This is a genomic window from Brevundimonas sp. 374 (genome assembly GCF_900102995.1).
Taxonomy (GTDB): domain Bacteria; phylum Pseudomonadota; class Alphaproteobacteria; order Caulobacterales; family Caulobacteraceae; genus Brevundimonas; species Brevundimonas vesicularis_C.
The window spans coordinates 306,827-324,288 of record NZ_FNKT01000001.1 but is presented as its reverse complement, the minus strand read 5'-3'; the positions used below and the strand labels follow the sequence as shown (position 1 = coordinate 324,288).

The window sequence follows — 17,462 nt, the reverse complement described above, 5'->3', positions numbered from 1 at the left end:
GTCAGACGTGCGTCCACAACGCCGGGCGCGGCGGCGGCTCGCGCCAGGCATCCAGCGTCTTGCACCACAGGGCGATCAGACCACCCCGCCCCAACAGCATCAGCTTGCCCGCCTTGTCGACCGACGTCCGTCCGTCCCAGGCGCTCACGCCGGCGCGCGACACATGGCGGCCGATCGAACGATAGACGCCGCGCGCCGTGGCGATGGCCCAGGCCGAACGCGGGTTCAGATCGCGCAAACCCCACCGCGCCGAGGCGTAAAAGGGCTCGGCCGCCGCCACCAGACGCTGCGCGGTTCGGGCCACAGCGGCGCGGTGCTGGGGTTGATCGACCTGATCGCGCGGCACGCCCGCCTCGTCCAGCCAGGCGCCGGGCAGATAGACCCGCCCGCCCTTCGCGTCCTCGACCACGTCGCGAGCGATGTTCGTCAGCTGGAACGCCAGCCCCAGGTCCTGAGCGCGTCGCAGGGTCGGCGCATCGTCCACGCCCATGATCCGCGCCATCATCACCCCGACGACGCCGGCGACGTGATAGGCGTAGTCCAGCGTGTCCTCCAGCGTATCGTAACGCCGGCCGACCACGTCCATCTCGAACCCCTGCAACAGGTCCATCGCCTCTTCGGCTGGAATGCCATGACGCATGGCGACGCGCTGGAAGGCGGTGAAGACCGGGTCCGTCTGCGGCTCTCCGGCCAGGGCGGCGGCGGTGCGAAGACGCAATTCGTCTAGCTTCTCACCAGCCAGCACCGGATCGATGCCGACTGCGCCGTGGCCCAGCACCTGGCCGTCGATCTCGTCGTCGCAGTGCCGGCACCAGGCATACAGCATCCAGGCGTCGTCCCTGATCGCCGCCGGAAACAGGCGCGCAGCGGCGGCGAAGCTCTTGGACCCCTGCTCCATCGACTGGCGGCTGTGATCCAGGACGGCGTCGGTCATGCCGGCTGCCTCGCGTCCTCGATCATCAGGGCGGCGGTGGCCTTGGCCGACCCGACCACGCCGGGCACGCCCGCGCCGGGGTGGGTCCCGGCGCCCACGAAATACAGGTTCGGGATCTGGTCGTCGCGGTTATGCACCCGGAACCAGGCGCTCTGGGTCAGGATCGGCTCCAGCGAGAAGGCTGAACCCTGGTGGGCGTTCAGTTGGTCGCGGAAGTCGACCGGCGTGAAGATCCGGCAGGTATCCAGGTCCGCCGTCAAACCGGGGATGTAGCGTTCTTCCAGATAGGCCAGGATCCGGTCGCGATAGCGCAGCCCCTCGACCGCCCAGTCGATATCCGCCGAGGCGAGATGCGGCACGGGCGCCAGGACATAGAAGGCGTCGCAGCCTTCGGGCGCCAAGGACGGATCGGTCCGCGTCGGCGCGTGCAGATACAGCGAGAAGTCATCGGGGAGGTCCGGCCCCTTGAAGATTTCGGCGATCAGCTCGCGATAGCGCGGCCCGAACAGCACCGTGTGGTGGCGCACCTCCGGGTGGACGCGTTTCAGGCCGAAATAGATGACGAACAGCGACATGGAGTGACGCCGCGACGCCAGCTTGGCGCCCTCCTTCTGACCGCGCGGTTCCTGACCCAACAGGCGCTGATAGGTGTGAACCACGTCGGCGTTGGAGGCGACCATGTCGAAGGCCAGCGTCTCGCCGTTCACCACCACGCCGGTCGCGCGACCGTTCGCCATTGTGATGCGCTCGACAGGACTGTTCAGTCTAACTTCCCCGCCAAGATCCTTGAGCAGACGCACCATTGCCTGGATCAGGGCGCCAGTGCCGCCGCGCGGGAACCACACGCCCCAGCGCCGCTCCAGCGCATGGATCAGCGCATAGATCGACGAGGTCGCGAACGGATTGCCGCCGACCAGCAGGGAGTGGAAGCTGAACGCCTGACGCAGGTGCTCATCCTGAATATAGCTGGCGACCTTGTCATAGACCGACCGCCAGGCCTGAAGCCTCATCAGCTCCGGCGCCGCCTTGACCATGCTGGCGAAGTCCAGGAACGGCACGGCGCCCAGCTTCAGATAGCCTTCCTTCAACAGGTCCTGCGAATAGGCCAGGAACTTGCGATAACCTTCCTTATCAGCCGGATTGCGCGCCACGATCTGGCGGTCCAGCTCGTCCTGATCGTTGACGTAGTCGAAGACGTCGCCGTCTTCCCAGCACAGCCGATAGAAGGGCGCGACCGGCAGCAGTTCGACATAGTCCGACAGCTTACGCCCGCTGGCCTCAAACAGTTCCTCCAGCGCTGACGGGTCGGTGATGACGGTGGGACCGGCGTCGAAGGTATAGCCCTTGTCCTTGAAGACGTAAGCCCGGCCGCCCTCCAGATCGCGCGCCTCGAACACCGTGGTCTGAATGCCCGCCGACTGCAGCCGTATGGCCAGCGACAAGCCTCCGAAGCCCGATCCGATTACAGCAGCCCGCATCACGCACGTCCTCTTTCGACCATACAGGTCAGTGCGGCGCCGATCGGCACCGGGGGTTTTCCGCTCAGGATCCGCGCCTTGTCGGCGAGTGTGGATCCAGCGGCGTAGAAGCGTTCGACCAAAGGCTGGGGCAGACGATAGAACCGCTCCAGCACCTTGTATCGTTCATCGGGCCGGGCCGCACGGAATAGCATCCGGTTCAGCAACCGATAGAAGCCTCGTCCGGCCCATACGTCATGCGCATGGCGGCGGATGTCTTCGGCGACCGTCGCCAGCTCGAAATCCCGCACCAGCCGGTCGGCCAGGCGCACCGCGTCAGGCAGCGAATAGCCGGTGGTCGGGTGAAACAGCCCGGCGCGCAGACCGCTGAGCGCTGTCGGCCCCATTCGCGACAAATGCGCGCCGATGTCCCCATCAAGCGCCACGGGCAGGACGCCGTCCTCTTCCCGCAAGATCGTCTCGATCTCCCAGCCCTGCGCGTGGGCGTAATCCAGCACGCCCTGCCGGAACGCCGCGCGATCCAGCGCATTGCCGTCGGTGTAGCGCGTATCCTCGATCAGCAGCGTGCGATTATCGAACGGCAGGGTGTAGAGAAACCGATAGCCACCGGCCTGATCGACGCAGGCGTCCATGACGATGGGCGTGGTCAGACCGTGCGGCGCCGCCAGCCGCACCTCTAGCCCGACGAACTTCTGGAAACCCAGCGCCAGATCCGGCGTCGCGGTCGGCCCGCGCCCATCGATCACCGCCTTGGCGCTCAGACGCCGTCCATTAGCCAGCACCGCTTCGGTCGGCGACACCGAGGCGACCGGCGCACCCAGCATGACCTTTCCGGGCAAAGCCGCCTCGACCACCGCCGCGAACCGTTCGGCCGTAACGCTGCAATAGGGGGTCGACAGCGCGCGTTCGAACTGGGGAAAACGGACGCCGTATCCCGGCCAGCGATGCACCACCAAGGGCGCGATCCAGTCGCGCTGCGCCTGCGTCAGGTCGCTGTCGAAGAAGGACCAGGTGTGGACCCCGCCCAGGGTCTGCGCCGCCTCGACGATTCGCACGTCCAGATCAGGACGGACGCGCGACAGCCGCAGCGCCAGCAGGCCATTGGCCAGGCCGCCGCCGACCAGCAAAAGGTCCGGCGCGGAAGTGTCAGAGGCGTCGACCTGCATTCCAGACAGGTGGCACGCGACGACGCATGCGGCAAGCGAACAGGATGCTTACCGGGCCGCGATGCGCTAAGTGTCGCGCCATGTCCGCTGTCACGCCAATGTCACGGGTCGTCCCGAACCAGGCCCTGATCGGTCTGACGCTGGCTGGCCTGATCGCGGCGACCTGGCTGAGCCTGCATATCTACGGCGTCTATTTTCATCGCTGGACGATGTGGAGCATCCTTACCGTTCCGCTGATCGTCGCCATCCAGACCTGGTTATCCGTCGGTCTGTTCATCGTCGCCCACGACGCCATGCACGGCTCGCTGGCCCCGGGACGCCCAAGGCTGAACACGGCGATCGGCAGCCTGGCGCTGACCCTCTACGCAGGTTTTCGGTTCGCGCCGTTGAAGACCGCACATCACGCCCATCACGCCGCGCCCGGTACGGCGGACGATCCCGACTTTCACGCCGACGCCCCCCGCGCCTTCCTGCCCTGGTTCTACGGTTTTTTCCGCACCTATTTCGGCTGGCGCGAGTTGGCCGTCCTGACGCTGCTCGTGGCTGTCGCCGTGCTGATCCTCGGCGCCCGCATGCCCAATCTTCTGGTCTTTTGGGCCGCGCCCGCCCTGCTCTCGGCGCTACAGCTCTTCACATTCGGCACCTGGCTGCCTCACAGGCATACCGACGACGCCTTCCCCGACCACCACAACGCCCGCACCAGTCCCTTCGGCCCGGTCCTGTCGTTGCTGACCTGCTTCCACTTCGGCCGCCACCACGAACACCATCTGACCCCCTGGAAGCCCTGGTGGAGTTTGTTCAGCTAGGCGTCCCCGGTGGTCGTTTTCAACGGCGACATGATGCACGAAGCCTCTGCCCCGCCGACCCGTGGCGGCTGCTGATCAGCCCATATTGTGAGAGGAATGGCGGAGACGGAGGGATTCGAACCCTCGGTACCCCTTACGGGGTACGACGATTTAGCAAACCGTTGCCTTCAGCCACTCGGCCACGTCTCCTGCGAGGGCGTCGATAGCGGAGGCTGATGCGTCGCGCAATCCGGTTCGAGAGAAAGCGTCTACGTTAACGCGACATAGAGGCCGAAGCGGCAGTATCGCGGCCATCATTCGCCCCCCCGGATCGCTTCTGGACCGCCTGTTGCTCGACCGTCCCGCCAGTCTCGCCGCCGACACGCCGCTGAAGAGCCGGCCGTCGCGCGGGCCGTTCCGCCCGGAGATCTGGCTGAATGCGCGCGAGCGATCGTCCGTGCGGTTGTCGGCGCACTATTTCCGGCTGATCGACGTGGTGATGGTTTGCGGGCTGGCGTTCAGCGCGGTCCTGGCGATCCAGCCGACGGGCTTGGCCTCGATCACGGTCGGCGACGCCGCGCCCGTGGTCGTCGGCGCCGCTTTGGTCCTCGTGCTGATGCGCGCGCTTCAGCTTTATCGATTCGGGCGCGACACGCCTTGGCCTCTGCACATGGCAGGCGTGGTAGGCGTGGGCGTCGTCTCGGCAGGAGTCGCGCTGGTGCTGGGTTGGCTGATGGACCGGCCAGCGCTGGACGTCATCGCGCCCTGGGCGCTGACGACGACGGCCGCCTTGGCGCTGTTGCACGGCCTGTGGCTGGTCGTCATTGCGCGGTGGCGTCGACTGGGCGTGCTCTCGCCGAACATCGTCATCGTCGGCGCGACCCGAAACGCGCGACGTCTGATCGAACAGGCGCTGGAGCGGCGCGACATGAATGTGCTGGGCGTGTTCGACGACCGCTTGGCCAGATCGCCGGACAGCTTGGCCGGCGTGCCGGTGCTGGGGACTGCCAAGGCTCTGTTGACCCACCGGCTGACGCCCTATGTCGACCGGATCGTGCTGGCTATAGATCCCGAGGCCGGCCAGCGCGTGCGCGACCTGACGCAGACCTTGAACGCCCTGCCCAATCCGCTGACGGTCCTGGTTGATTCAGAACTGGGTCGCGATGGACTGCTGAACAGGCTGGCCAATGCGCCGCTCGCGCCTCTGGATGGTCCTGCCAACCCGGACCGCCGCGCCTTCAACAAGCGGATGCAGGACCTGGTGATTGGCGCCGCAGCCCTGGTCGTCGCTGCGCCCATCATGGCCCTGGTGGCTCTGGCCGTGCGGCTGGATAGTCCCGGCCCCGTCTTCTTCCGCCAGCGCCGTCATGGCTTCAATCACGAGATCATTGTCGTGTGGAAGTTCCGCTCCATGCGCCACGCCGCCGCCGATGCGACCGCAAGCCGCCAGGTCTGCGCCGACGACGACCGCGTGACCCGTGTCGGCCGCTTTATCCGCGCCACCAGCCTGGACGAACTGCCCCAGATCTTCAACGTCCTGTCGGGCGAGATGTCCTTGGTCGGCCCCCGCCCGCACGCCATCGGCATGAAGACCGGCGAGACCGAGTCCGCCCTGCTGGTCGCAGAATACGCCCATCGCCACCGGATCAAGCCCGGCATGACCGGCTGGGCCGCCATCAAGGGCTCGCGCGGACCGGTGGACACCGAGGCCCAGGTGCGCGAACGCGTCCAACTGGACATCGAGTATATCGAGCGCCAGTCCTTTTGGCTGGACCTGTGGGTCATCGCCGTCACCATTCCCGTCCTTCTGGGCGACCGGGCGGCCGTGCGTTGAGCGAGAAGCGGATGTTCTGGCGCGGCGTCTGGGGCTATCTGCCGGCCCAGATCGTCCAGGGGGTCGTCGGTTTTCTGACGATCTTCGTCTTTACGCGCCTGCTCAGCGCCGACGACTTCGGCCATTACGCCCTGGCGTTTTCGGTGACGACCCTGGCCCACACCGTGACCTTCACCTGGCTTGAGGCGTCGATGGCGCGCTTCTGGGCGGCCGAGCGCACGCCCGAGGGAATGGCGACCCATTTCGCAAGCCTGTATCGCACGTCCTTCACCATCATCGCCGTCTTCACCCCGATCGCGGCGCTGATCGTCTGGCTGGCGCCGCTGACGCCGGCGTTCAAGATCGCCGTCGCCTTCGGTCTGGCCGGCGCGCCCGTGCGCAACCTCGCCAAGCTGGCGCAAGAGCGGTATCGCGCAGCGGGCGAGGTGTCGAAATCCGCCGCCGTGGACATCGGGGTCGCCGTATTGGGATTCCTGGTCGGGGCCGGGTTCGCGCTGGCCGGCGCCGGCGCGGCCTCGCCCCTGCTGGGCCTGGCCATCGCGCCCCTGTTCGCCCTGCCCTTCATCCTGCCAGGCGAGTTGCGTCAGGCCGGTGGCGGAACCGTGGATCGCACGCGGCTGAAGGCCTATGCCCTCTATGGCTATCCCATTGCGGCGTCGCTGACCTTGGCCTTGGTGCTGGCCTCGACGGACCGGTTTCTGCTGGCAGCCTTCATGGATGCTGCGGCGGTCGGCGCCTATCACGCCAGCTACAGCCTGGCGAACCGGACGCTGGACGTCATCTTCATCTGGCTGGGGGCGGCCGGGGCGCCGGCCATGGTCATGGCGCTGGAGCGCGGCGGACGCGAGGCGCTGCGTCAGACCGCCATCGAACAGGGTTCGATCCTGATCCTGATCGGCCTGCCTGCCGCCGTGGGCCTGTCGCTGGTCGCGCGACCGCTGGCGGAGTTGATGATCGGCCAGGATCTGCGCGCCGCCGCTGCGCTGGTGACGCCGTGGATCGCGGCCTCGTCCTTCCTGTCAGGCATGATCGCCTATTACTTCGGCTTCGGCTTCACGCTCGGAAAGAAGACCGGCCTGCTGCTGGTGACGATGGCGATCCCGGCGCTTTGCAACGTGGCCCTGAACCTGGTCTTGATCCCCCGCATGGGCGTAACCGGCGCGGCCGTTTCGACCGCCGCCAGCTTCGGCATCGGCTTGATCGCCTGCATCCTGCTCAGCCGCCGCGCCATCGCCCTGCCGATGCCGTGGGAGGCGCTGATCCGTTGCGGGATCGCCTCCGCCGTCATGGCCGGGGTCGTCTGGTTCCTGCCGCCCATCGGCGGTTTCTTGGAGCTGATGATGGACGCGAGCGTGGGCGGCTTCGTCTATGCCATCGTGGCCCTGACGCTGAACGCCGCCGGGGTGCGTGACGTGCTGCTGCGCCTGATCCGCGCGCGCCGGAGCGTGCCGGCATGAGCGCCCATATTCACGACAACGCCGCCTGGGCTCAGGCGACGCCGACGATCTCGGTCCTGATCCCCTTCCTGCGCGACGATCCGCAAGAACTGCTGCGCCGACTGGACAGCGAGGCCCCCGCCCTGTCCGGCGCGGTCGAGCTGATCCTGCTGGACGACGGCACCGGCGACGCCGATCTGACGGCCCGGCTTCAGGCGACCCTCGACGCCCTCGACCTGCCCGTGCGCCTGATCACCCTGGCCGCCAACGAGGGCCGCGCCAGGGGACGTAACCGCCTGACCACCGCCGCCCGTGGCGAGGCCTATCTGTTCCTCGACAGCGACATGCGGCCAGATAAGGCGGCCTTCCTACAAAACTGGCTGCGACTGGCCACTGACAACGCGCCCGCCGTAGCCTTCGGCGGCTTCTCGCTGGATCAAGCGCCGACCGACGCGCGGTTCGCCGTTCACCGCGCCCTGTCCGGCGCCTCGGAATGCCTGTCCGCGTCCCAGCGCGCCCTGACGTCCGAAAAATATGTCTACACCTCCAATCTGCTGGTGCGCCGCGACGTATTCGCCGCCGAATCCTTCGATCCCGGTTTCAGCGGCTGGGGCTGGGAGGACGTGGAGTGGGCCATGCGCGTTTCTCGCCGCTTTCTTGTCGTCCATATCGACAATCCCGCCACCCATATGGGCCTGGACACGGTCGAGGATCTGGCGCGCAAGTTCGATCAGGGCGCCGGCAACTTCGCCCGCGTCGTCGCCCTGCACCCCGCCATCGTCCAGACCTATCCCAGCTACAAGGCCGCGCGCGCGCTGAAACGCCTGCCCGCCCTGCCCTTTGCGCGCCGCATGATGAAACAGGCCGCCCTAACGGTGGCCCTGCCGGTCAAGGCCCGCGCCTTCGCGCTCAGGCTCTACCGCGCCGCCGTCTATGCGGACGCCGTCTGACCATGCGCGATGTCGCCGTCATAATCCCGACCCTGCGCCGCCCGGACAGTCTGGAGCGGGCCCTGCGGTCCGTTTTCGGCCAGACCGGATCGCTGCACCGCGTCGCCGCCATCGTCGTCGCCGACAACGACCCCGACGGATCGGCCGCCCCCCTGATCGAACGGTTGCGCGCCGAGGCGCCCGTGTCCCTGACCTATGCCCACGCCCCCATCCCCGGCGTGGCGACGGCGCGCAACATCGGCCTTGCCGCCACCGACGCGCCCCTGATCGCCTTTCTCGACGATGACGAAGCCGCTTCGGCTAGCTGGCTCGCAGCCCTGCTGAACGCCCAAGCCCAGACCGGCGCCGATGTCGTCTTCGGCCCCATTCGCGGGCGGGTGCCGGAAAACACCGGCTGGACGACCGCCTATCTGGAGCGCTTCTTTGGCCGCGACGGCCCGCGCGAAACCGGCCTGACCGACAACATCCACGGCTGCGGCAACAGTCTGATGGTGCGCGCAACCGCCCTGCCCGGCGAGGCCCCGTTCGATGTCGCCATGAACGAGACGGGCGGAGAGGACGACCGGCTGTTCACCGCCCTGTCGGCGCGCGGCGGCCGCTTCGGCTGGGCCGCCGAGGCTTGGGTGGATGAGTTCGCCCCGCCCCACCGCGCCACGCTGACCTACGCCCTGACCCGCGCCTTCGCCTATGGCCAGAGCCCGACCCAAATGGCCGCAGACCGCGGCGATTGGCCCGGCGTTGTCAAATGGATGGTGGTCGGGCTGGCCCAGACCGGGATTTGGGGCGCCGCATCGCTGCTGGCCGCCCTCTTTCGCCGCTCGAACCGCGCCCACACCTACGACCGCTGCGCGCGTGGTCTCGGCAAGGTCTTCTGGACCAAAGCCTTCGAGCCGAAACTCTACGGCGCGGTGATACTGAAGCGCCCCACGGCCTGATCAGCGGAGCGGCATGTAGCGGCAGGTGAAGTCAGGATCGCCGCTCATCAGGCTAGGCTTGAGGTGGATGTAAAGACGCTCGGCGCCTGCAACGTCGTCCAGCGCGAACGCCTGTTCGGCCTCATACATCTCGTCGCGATGCGCGTCCGTCCAACCCTTGGCCCGTTTGATCGCCCGCGCCTTGGCGGCCGGCAGGCTGTCGGCGACGACGAAGACATTGCGGTGCTGCTCGGCGAACGCCACCCCGTCGTAGCCGCCCAGATTGACGTAGTAGAGCCTTTCCTTGCCCTCATAAGGCGTCGACGACAGGCTGATCTCATAGCCGTCCGCCTGCGAAATCTCCGACCAGCAATCGATGTGCAACGTCCCTTCGCGTCCCCACCACTGCGCCAGCAAGGCCTCTTTCGTCGCCTCAATCGTCGGGGCGACGAGGAACCGCATATCGTGCACCTCGATATTGGCGCCGGGGTGCTCCCCGCCGATGTAGATCGCAAACAGCTTCATTCGTCCTCGCGTCAGGCCGCCGTATCGGCAAGATCGACCGCAGGCTTTGCGGTACTCAGGATCAACGCCAGTCGCCGACCGACGATCCCGCCCATTTCGTGCGAACTGGTGATCCCTTGCGCGAAGGGATGCCGCCCCATGATGAACGGCAGGCTGAGACAGAACAGCCGATCCATCGGCAGAGGCGCATCGACCGGCCGGAAAAGGTCATCGACCGCAATCCCCCGGACCACGTCGGGCGCATCGTTGGCGACCTGATCTCGAACGATCCCCTGCTCCAGCAGCGACAGGAACGGAAACTGGATGCCGCTCAGGGCCGCCTGACCCGTCGCCTCGATGAAGATCGGATAATGACGCGTTTCACCGTTGATCGTGACGCGAGCCCCGCCTTCGGGACAACGCGTATCGACGTCGTGATCATCGCCCAAGGCGATGACGTTCAGCCGTCCGGCGGCGTGCAGCGCCAGCATCCGCTCGATCGATTCGTGCGGCACGCCGGCGTAGATATCGACGAAGATCGGCCTGAAGGCGCGGCTGAACCGCTCGAACTCGGCGCTGTCCAGATGCGGCACGATGACGGCGACGATCTCGTGCATGCGAAGGATGCCGTCGCGCCAGGCCACGGTCACCTGTGCGGCATGGTTCGCCTGCGCCTCCTTCAGGTTCGCGGCGGCCCAGACAAACGGATCGACCGCCGCGCGGCGAGCGAAATAGGCCTCGGCGAAGGTTTCCAGCGTCGCGTCATGCAGTCCCGTCTCCGCAGCATAGTCAGGGTCCAGATGGATCAGCTCGGTTCGAAACAGGTCGAACACGGCGTCCAGCAGCCCGTCAGGGCCGCGCGCCACAGCCGCAGCGACAGCCTCGGGCGTGCAATAGGTCAGCGGGCCATGCGGCAGCGGAAAATAGAAGTCCGCCTCGGGCAGCAGCCCCTTTCGCGACATCATGGCGATGTGAAAATCTTCGGTATCCGGCGCGGGCTGATAGATCAGCCTATCGTCCCGCCGAACGAAGTTCCCGTGCGACGTGGCCAAGGCGACGGCCGCATCGATGGCCGTCAACGACGACCCCCGAATGCCGATGCGTGTCGCCGGAACATCCGCGAGGTCGGATGCAGGCCATGGGCTGAGGAAATATCCGGGCTGGGCGTCCGGCCGCGACGGCCACTGGTGACCCGTCGCCAGAACCACATGGTCGAACACAGCCTTGGCGACCTTCTGCGACGGCGGCGACGTGAAGGTCAGCTCGATCCCATCTTTGCGGTTCGCCGCGTCGATGACCCGGCATCCCGTCCGCACATCGATGAGAACGCCCTTTGCGCGGGCCTGCTGAACCAGGGTGGCGAACTGGCTTTCGAAATATCGCCCCAAGGCGACACGCGGGACGAAGGTGCGCTCATCGAACGACGTCCCATCCACGTCCAGCTCTGCCAGTTCGGCGGGCGTGCGTGCCGACAGCCAGTCGGCCAACGTGTCCTGCAACGTCGGAATCTCTATGCTGGCGATGTTGGACAACATCGCCAGGTTGTTCCAGTCCGGGCTGTAGGGGCTGCCGCAGCCAGCCGTCTCGCGCGCCTCGAACACCGTGACCTGCGCCGAGACGACGCCTTGAGTCATAAGGGCATGAAGGGCGTAAAGCGTCGTCGGCCCCGCGCCGACGAATGCGACGGACTTTGTCATGGCCACACAATGCGCGACGCACGCAAAGGCGCCGCATCCGCGCTCGATTTCAACGCAACCGCTTCATTTTCTTGCCGAATGTGCGAAATCGGACACCAGAAATGTCCGCTTCGCAAGCAGCTTCAGCCCATCAGCCGCTGCAGGAACCCCGGCGCCTTGTAGGTCGAGCGGTTCATGACCACGCCGGCGATCTTGCCGCCGACGGCCTCGATCTCGTCGCGCAGGATGACCGGCGCATGGGCGGCCGTGCTTTCGGCGGCGATCACCAGAACCGTCATGTCCACGAAGGGCGCCAGGATGATCGCCATGTCGTTGCGGTCTGCGGCGGGCGCGTCGATGACGATGGTGTCGGCGTGGGGCCGCAGCGCCTCCCAGTAGCGGGGCTCTCCGACCGCCTCGACCCGGTGCCCGGATCGCAGCGCCTCCATATGGAAATGCGTCACCCACAGGCGACCGCCCAGACAGGAACGCGCGGTCAACAGCCGCGAATCCGGCACAGGCTTGCCGTCGCGCCCGGTCACGCGCGGCGTCACGGCGTAGAAGCTTGATCCGTCGGGCGAGCCTTGCGCGGCCTTGCCGACCTGACCGAAACGATCCGGCTCAGCCGACACCGCCTCCAACTGTCCCTGTTGCGCCAGATCGCCATCGATCAGCCAGACGGGCTTGCGCGCCCGCACCGCCGCCAGACGGGCGAACTCGCGCGCCACGGTCGAGACGCCCTCGCCGGTCGCAGCGGAGGCGAACTGGATCACGCGCGCGCGGTGCGCCGGCGCCGGTCCCAGCGCCGCCCAAAGGCCCGCCATTTCTGAAGTCAGGTCGACCATCGAATCGCCAAGGCGCTCCCTAAGCCCTCAGCCTAGCACGACTTTCGCTAGGCCGCCTTGGCCGGCGCGACGGCCAGGACCGGCATATCCAGCGTGCGGCTGACCGAGGCCGGGGTCGTGAAGCCGCGACGCGTGAACACGCGCAACAACCCGACGCACAGGGCGGTGAAACCCGCGAACAGAAAGACCGCCGCCAGCAGTGGGATTTTCAGGCTCTTGCCCGTCGCCGGCGGCTGGGCGCGTTCGATGACGGTGACGTTGTCGGCGCCGGCGGCGACCAGGGCGTTGTCGGCGCGGCTCTGGGTCTCGCGCTGCTGGAACTCTCGGATGGAGGCGCTCAGCACCTCGCGATTGCCGGCCAAGGTCGTGTTCTCGGATTCCAGCGCGGTCAACCGCGCCTGCCGCGAACGGATGTCGGCCAGTTGCCGATCCAGGACCGCCAGACGCGCCGCCAGCGAGTCGCGCTCAGCCCGGGTGTTGATCCGCGTGGTTTCCAGCTCGGTCCAGACAGGGTTCGGCCCGGTGCGGACCTCCTTCGCCCCAACGGCCGTGCCGGTCGCGACATAGGCTTGCAGCTGATTGATCCGCGCCTCGATGTCCTTCACCGGCTGGGCGTCGGGCTGATAGCGCGACAACAGCTGCTCGCGCTCGGTGCGTAGTTGCAGCACCTGGTCCTGGGCCGAGATGTTCAGATCCTGCTGCAACGCCACCTCAGCCGGTGTTCCCGCCTGCTGCGCCACCAGGGTGTTCAGGCGCTGGGCGGTCTGGTTCAGCTGACTTTGGGTCGACATCCGATCGGTGAAGACCGTCTGATAGGTCGCCGCCAGCGTCGCCTTGGCCGCGGTGAAGTCGCCGATGTCATTGGACGCCAGGAAGGCCTCATAAGCCCGATCCGCATTGCCGAGTTCATCCTCGAAGGCGATGCGTTGGCTGGCGATGGCCGGCGTCTTGTCCTGGAAGACCTCGCGGCGGTAGGTCAGATATTGCTCGATGATCGTGTTCAGGACCCGGGCCGCCCGTTCGGGATCGTCGGCCTTGTAGGTCAGGTGGATGACCGCGCTACCCGGCGCCGTGGCGACGCCCAAGCCGCCGCCGACGGCCTTCAGCGCGGCGGACCGCGCGGCCTGCGGACTGCCCTTGGGCTGCTCGCCCAGGATGGCGGCGGGGCCCAGGGCCTCGACCACCTTCTGGCGCACGGCGCTGGAGCCCAGGATGGCGGCTTCGGAGTTGGCGACCTCGTCGCCCTGCGGCGCCTGGCCCCGCTCGGCCGTGCCGACGCGCGGCTGATAAACGTATTCCTGACCCACGCCTGCGAAGACCGAGCCGGTTGCGGTGTAGCTCTTCTTCAAGGTCATGACGGCGGCGAACCCCAGCCCCAGGATCACCACGAATACGACGATCATCAGCAGCAGTTCGCGGAACAACAGGCCGATCACGTCCAGAACGCCGTAGCGCGGCCTTGTGGTGACGTGTGCGGTGGAGCGCATCGGGCGGGCCGAATCCCTTGAAAGGCGTTTAGTCCTCACCCTTCGCCCACCGGCGTTAACCGATGATTACCCATAACCGGCGACGTTGCCTGATATCCCTCGTCGAGGCCGACCGATTCCCATGCTGACCGATCGCCGCCTGTTTCTGCTGACCCTCGGTTCAGCCTCCATCGCCGCCTCGCTGGCGGCCTGCAGCGGGGCCGGCGGCGTTCCCGATCCTCGGCGGGCCGACCGGTCGCCCTACGACGAGCTCGCCGGCCTGCCCTTCGCCCCCTGGACGGACCAGGAGCCGGAATATCTGCTGTACCCCGGCGACGAGATCGAGGTGGCGACGCCGACGGCCTCCGAGCTGACGCGCACGCTCAAGGTCGGTCCCGATGGTCGCATCGCCCTGCCCCTGATCGGATCGGTCATGGCGGCGGATCGCACCCTGCCCCAGCTTCAGCAGGTCGTCTCGGCGGCCTATGCGTCCCAACTGGTGCGCCCTGTTGTCGAGGTCACCCTGCGCCAGGCCGGGCCGATCCGCGTTTGGGTCGATGGCGAGGTGCGCAACCCGGGAGTCTTCGAAATGATCGGCGATCTGGACGCCTATCAGGCGGTAATCCAGGCTGGCGGGTTCGCCCCGACGTCGCGTCAGGACAGCGTGGCCCTGATCCGTCGCGGTCCGGGTGGATCGCGCATGATACGCGTGGTGGACCTGCGTCCGCGTCGCGGCGAGGTCGTGCCCTTGCGGCGTGGCGACATCGTGTTCGTGCCGCGTTCGACGCTGGGCGAACTGGCGGCCTTCTTCACCCAGGTGCGCGCCGCCCTGCCTATCGGCTTCAGCTATTCGATCAACGGATCGAACGGCAACGGCTACGCCCAGTTCTAGATGGGCGTTTAGGCGACCAGCTGAACGACGCCCTGGTCGATGTAGCGACGCGCGGCCTTCTGGGCCTCGGCGATCTCCTCGCGTTCCATCTCCAGGCTCATCTCGCGGCGATAGACGCGCGCCTCGATCGAACCCTTCATGGCCGCCAGGTTGAAGATCATGTGGGCCGACACCCGGTCCATCGGGCAGCCGCCCGATCCGGCCGAATACATCATGCCCAGTTTGAACAGGTCGTCGCCGGACATGTCCGGGGTCGGCAGCGGCAGGCCGTCGTCGTGGGCCTGCAGGTCGTGCGCCATTTCTTGCGCGTTCATCACCGTATCTCCTGATCGGGCGCCATTCTGGGCCCGCCTCTGAGACGCCATCAAATACCGGTGGTTTGAAGTTAAAGTTAACGGCGAAAAGCCTCGCCCGGATTTTTCAGTAAAGCAATAATGAATACTTCCAACGTGATTCAGACCTCGGAAATCTCTCGGAAATCTCTCGTTTACGCCTCACCTCCGCACACGATTAGCGCACCGCAAACCTGACGCGATTGTTCAGCGGGCATTCAGGCGTGAAATCCGACCTTGCTCATCATTAACGGGTCGGATCGGCACATCCGTCGGCGGCCCAGAATGGAGCACGAAGATGAACCGCCTCACCAAGGCCGCCGTCGTCGCCCTCGCCCTGTCGACCACGGCCGTGCCGATGCTCGTCCAGGCCCAGGACCGCGATCGCCGCGAATATCGTCAGGATCGCCGTGACGACCGACGCGACTTCCGCCAGGAACGTCGGGAAGATCGCCGCGACTGGCGCGACGGTCGCTATGACAGCCGTCAGGACTATCGTCGTGACCGTCGCGACGACCGCCGTGACTATTTTGCGGAACGCCGTGACGACCGCCGCGACTGGCGCAACGACCGCTGGGACCGCAACAACAGGAACTGGTGGCGCGGGCGCTCGGACTTCCGCGGTTACAACGGTCCGCGTGCGGGCTACTGGTACGCCCCCAGCTATGGCTACTATCGGGTCGAGCCGCGCTACAGCAGCTATCGCTGGCGAACGGGAGGATACCTGCCCTACCAGTATCGCAACTACTACGTCCGCGATCCCTATGTTTACGGCCTTCGCGAAGCGCCGCGCGGCTATCGCTACGTCCACGCCGGCAACGACATCCTGTTGATCGCCGTGGCCAGCGGCCTGATCGCCAGCGTCCTCTCGGGCGTCTATTAAGCCCCGTCATAAGCGGACGATCGAACCCCGCAGGTCTTGCCTGCGGGGTTCTGCTTTTTCGAACAGCCCCTTGATCGCGAACAGTGTTCAGCCTGGGTTCATCGCCACGGATCGATGATCGCCTCAAGCCGCCGAAGACCCGGCGTGCAGGAACCAAGACCATGAAACGCCTCCTGTTGGCTTTCACCGCCATCGCCGCCGTCGCCGGCCCGCTTGCTGCTCCACTGCAGGCCCTCGCCCAGGAACAGGACCAGGCTCAGCAGGAGCAGCCGCAGCGAGAACCTCGTTCGCGCGGCATGAACCGGCCGGAACGTCCGATGACGGAGCGGGAAGACGGCGCTCGCGAGCCTCGCCCCGAACGTCCCAGCCGACCCGCAAACGACACGCCCCGTCCGGAGCGCCCGTCAGGTGGCGAACGCCCCAATGACGGCGGCCAACGCTCCGACCGGCCTGAAGGCGGCTGGAACCGGCCCGATCATCCAGACACAGGCGGCCAACGTCCGGATCGTCCCGAAGGCGGCTGGAACCGGTCCGATCGTCCGAACACAGGCGGCCAGCGTCCCGACCGACCCGAAGGCGGCTGGAACAGGCCCGATCGTCCGAACACCGGCGGCCAGCGGCCAGACCGGCCCGAAGGCGGCTGGAATCGTCCCGATCGCCCGAACACCGGCGGCCAGCGTCCCGATCGCCCCGAAGGTGGGTGGAACCGCCCTGATCGCCCGAACACCGGAGGCCAGCGTCCCGATCGCCCCGAAGGCGGGTGGAACCGCCCTGATCGCCCGAACACCGGCGGCCAACGTTCAGATCGTCCCGAAGGCGGCTGGAACCGCCCTGATCGGCCCGACCGCCCAAATGCGGGCGGTCAACGCCCCGACCGTCCCGGAAACGGCTGGAACCGTCCCGACCGTCCGGGCTCGGGCTGGAACTACGGCCGTGACCGCGACCGTCAGCACCGCGAGTTCCGCCAGCGCTTCAACGGCGATCAGTGGCGGCGCGACTTCTATCGCGACCACCGCTCGGACTGGTGGCGCAATGATCGGCGCTTCAGGGGCTACAACGGCGTGCGCGTCGGCTTCTACTTCGCGCCAGGCTGGGGCTACTACAGCGTGCCGCGCTCCTACTGGGGTCGGTCGTGGTCGGTCGGCCAGTATCTGCCGGACGTTTTCTGGCGCTATCAGCTGAACGACTGGCGCACCTACGGCCTGGGCTATCCGCCGGAGGGCACACGCTGGGTCTCGGTCGACAACACCCTGTATCTGATCGACGAATACGACGGCTATATTATCGACGTCATCCGCGACGCCTGGCGCTGGTAAGAACAAAGGCCCGGAGAGCAATCTCCGGGCCTTTATCGTGCAGTTTGTCGC

16 protein-coding genes and 1 tRNA gene are annotated in these 17,462 nt (G+C 66.9%); 8 read left to right on the top strand and 9 right to left on the bottom strand.

Annotation, left to right across the window (positions count from 1 at the left end):
- Position 1 precedes the first annotated feature (1 nt).
- The 3 genes from BLR19_RS01540 to crtY are packed head-to-tail and all read right to left on the bottom strand — an operon-like array spanning position 2 to position 3,578.
- Positions 2-934 (bottom strand): phytoene/squalene synthase family protein, encoded by a 933-nt coding sequence (locus BLR19_RS01540; protein WP_091746398.1) that lies wholly within the window; start codon positions 932-934, stop codon positions 2-4.
- On the bottom strand, positions 931-2,412 hold the full coding sequence (locus BLR19_RS01535; protein ID WP_091746396.1) for a phytoene desaturase: 1,482 nt from the start codon (positions 2,410-2,412) through the stop codon (positions 931-933). The genes BLR19_RS01540 and BLR19_RS01535 overlap by 4 nt, the downstream gene beginning before the upstream one ends.
- Positions 2,412-3,578 carry a lycopene beta-cyclase CrtY gene (gene crtY, locus BLR19_RS01530; RefSeq protein WP_091746394.1) on the bottom strand — a complete coding sequence of 389 codons (1,167 nt, stop codon included), beginning with the start codon at positions 3,576-3,578 and terminating at the stop codon, positions 2,412-2,414. Before crtY ends, BLR19_RS01535 begins: the two co-directional genes overlap by 1 nt.
- 80 nt (positions 3,579-3,658) lie before the next feature.
- Between crtY and BLR19_RS01525 the strand changes: the two genes are divergently transcribed.
- Positions 3,659-4,384 carry a fatty acid desaturase gene (locus BLR19_RS01525; protein WP_255366366.1) on the top strand — a complete coding sequence of 242 codons (726 nt, stop codon included), beginning with the start codon at positions 3,659-3,661 and terminating at the stop codon, positions 4,382-4,384.
- A gap of 97 nt (positions 4,385-4,481) precedes the next feature.
- Here the strand turns inward: BLR19_RS01525 and BLR19_RS01520 are convergent.
- A tRNA-Ser gene (locus BLR19_RS01520) sits at positions 4,482-4,573 on the bottom strand.
- 139 nt (positions 4,574-4,712) lie between these two features.
- On the opposite strand from BLR19_RS01520, the gene BLR19_RS01515 reads away from it, so the two are divergent.
- From BLR19_RS01515 to BLR19_RS01500, 4 genes are read left to right on the top strand one after another with little or no spacing between them, the layout of a single operon-like run.
- Complete coding sequence (locus BLR19_RS01515) at positions 4,713-6,197, top strand: exopolysaccharide biosynthesis polyprenyl glycosylphosphotransferase (protein WP_091746388.1); 1,485 nt, start codon at positions 4,713-4,715, stop codon at positions 6,195-6,197.
- On the top strand, positions 6,194-7,654 hold the full coding sequence (locus BLR19_RS01510) for an oligosaccharide flippase family protein (RefSeq protein WP_369818808.1): 1,461 nt from the start codon (positions 6,194-6,196) through the stop codon (positions 7,652-7,654). Before BLR19_RS01515 ends, BLR19_RS01510 begins: the two co-directional genes overlap by 4 nt.
- Positions 7,651-8,583, top strand: a complete 933-nt coding sequence (locus tag BLR19_RS01505) for a glycosyltransferase family 2 protein (RefSeq protein ID WP_091746385.1) — start codon at positions 7,651-7,653, stop codon at positions 8,581-8,583. Before BLR19_RS01510 ends, BLR19_RS01505 begins: the two co-directional genes overlap by 4 nt.
- A 2-nt stretch (positions 8,584-8,585) precedes the next feature.
- A complete protein-coding gene (locus BLR19_RS01500; protein WP_091746383.1) occupies positions 8,586-9,518 on the top strand; it encodes a glycosyltransferase family 2 protein in 933 nt (310 codons plus the stop codon).
- Here the strand turns inward: BLR19_RS01500 and BLR19_RS01495 are convergent, their stop codons facing one another.
- The 4 genes from BLR19_RS01495 to BLR19_RS01480 all read right to left on the bottom strand — a co-directional run bounded on the left by BLR19_RS01495 (position 9,519) and on the right by BLR19_RS01480 (position 14,009).
- Positions 9,519-10,022 carry a DUF1543 domain-containing protein gene (locus tag BLR19_RS01495; protein WP_091746380.1) on the bottom strand — a complete coding sequence of 168 codons (504 nt, stop codon included), beginning with the start codon at positions 10,020-10,022 and terminating at the stop codon, positions 9,519-9,521.
- A gap of 11 nt (positions 10,023-10,033) precedes the next feature.
- Positions 10,034-11,698, bottom strand: a complete 1,665-nt coding sequence (locus BLR19_RS01490; RefSeq protein ID WP_091746377.1) for an FAD/NAD(P)-binding protein — start codon at positions 11,696-11,698, stop codon at positions 10,034-10,036.
- Positions 11,699-11,820: 122 nt separating this feature from the next.
- On the bottom strand, positions 11,821-12,522 hold the full coding sequence (locus BLR19_RS01485; protein WP_091746374.1) for a P-loop NTPase family protein: 702 nt from the start codon (positions 12,520-12,522) through the stop codon (positions 11,821-11,823).
- 47 nt (positions 12,523-12,569) lie between these two features.
- Positions 12,570-14,009 (bottom strand): GumC family protein, encoded by a 1,440-nt coding sequence (locus BLR19_RS01480; protein ID WP_091746371.1) that lies wholly within the window; start codon positions 14,007-14,009, stop codon positions 12,570-12,572.
- Between the two features lie 121 nt (positions 14,010-14,130).
- On the opposite strand from BLR19_RS01480, the gene BLR19_RS01475 reads away from it, so the two are divergent.
- Entirely contained in the window at positions 14,131-14,880 is a 750-nt protein-coding gene (locus BLR19_RS01475) for a polysaccharide biosynthesis/export family protein (RefSeq protein WP_091746368.1), read from the top strand.
- 8 nt (positions 14,881-14,888) lie between these two features.
- On the opposite strand, the gene BLR19_RS01470 is transcribed toward BLR19_RS01475, so the two are convergent.
- Entirely contained in the window at positions 14,889-15,194 is a 306-nt protein-coding gene (locus tag BLR19_RS01470; RefSeq protein WP_039247692.1) for a hypothetical protein, read from the bottom strand.
- A gap of 316 nt (positions 15,195-15,510) precedes the next feature.
- On the opposite strand from BLR19_RS01470, the gene BLR19_RS01465 reads away from it, so the two are divergent.
- The gene (locus BLR19_RS01465; RefSeq protein WP_091746366.1) at positions 15,511-16,095 is read left to right on the top strand and encodes an RcnB family protein; all 585 of its coding nucleotides are present in this window, start codon (positions 15,511-15,513) and stop codon (positions 16,093-16,095) included.
- Positions 16,096-16,256: 161 nt separating this feature from the next.
- The gene (locus BLR19_RS14925) at positions 16,257-17,411 is read left to right on the top strand and encodes an RcnB family protein (RefSeq protein WP_255366364.1); all 1,155 of its coding nucleotides are present in this window, start codon (positions 16,257-16,259) and stop codon (positions 17,409-17,411) included.
- The last annotated feature ends 51 nt before the right edge of the window (positions 17,412-17,462 follow it).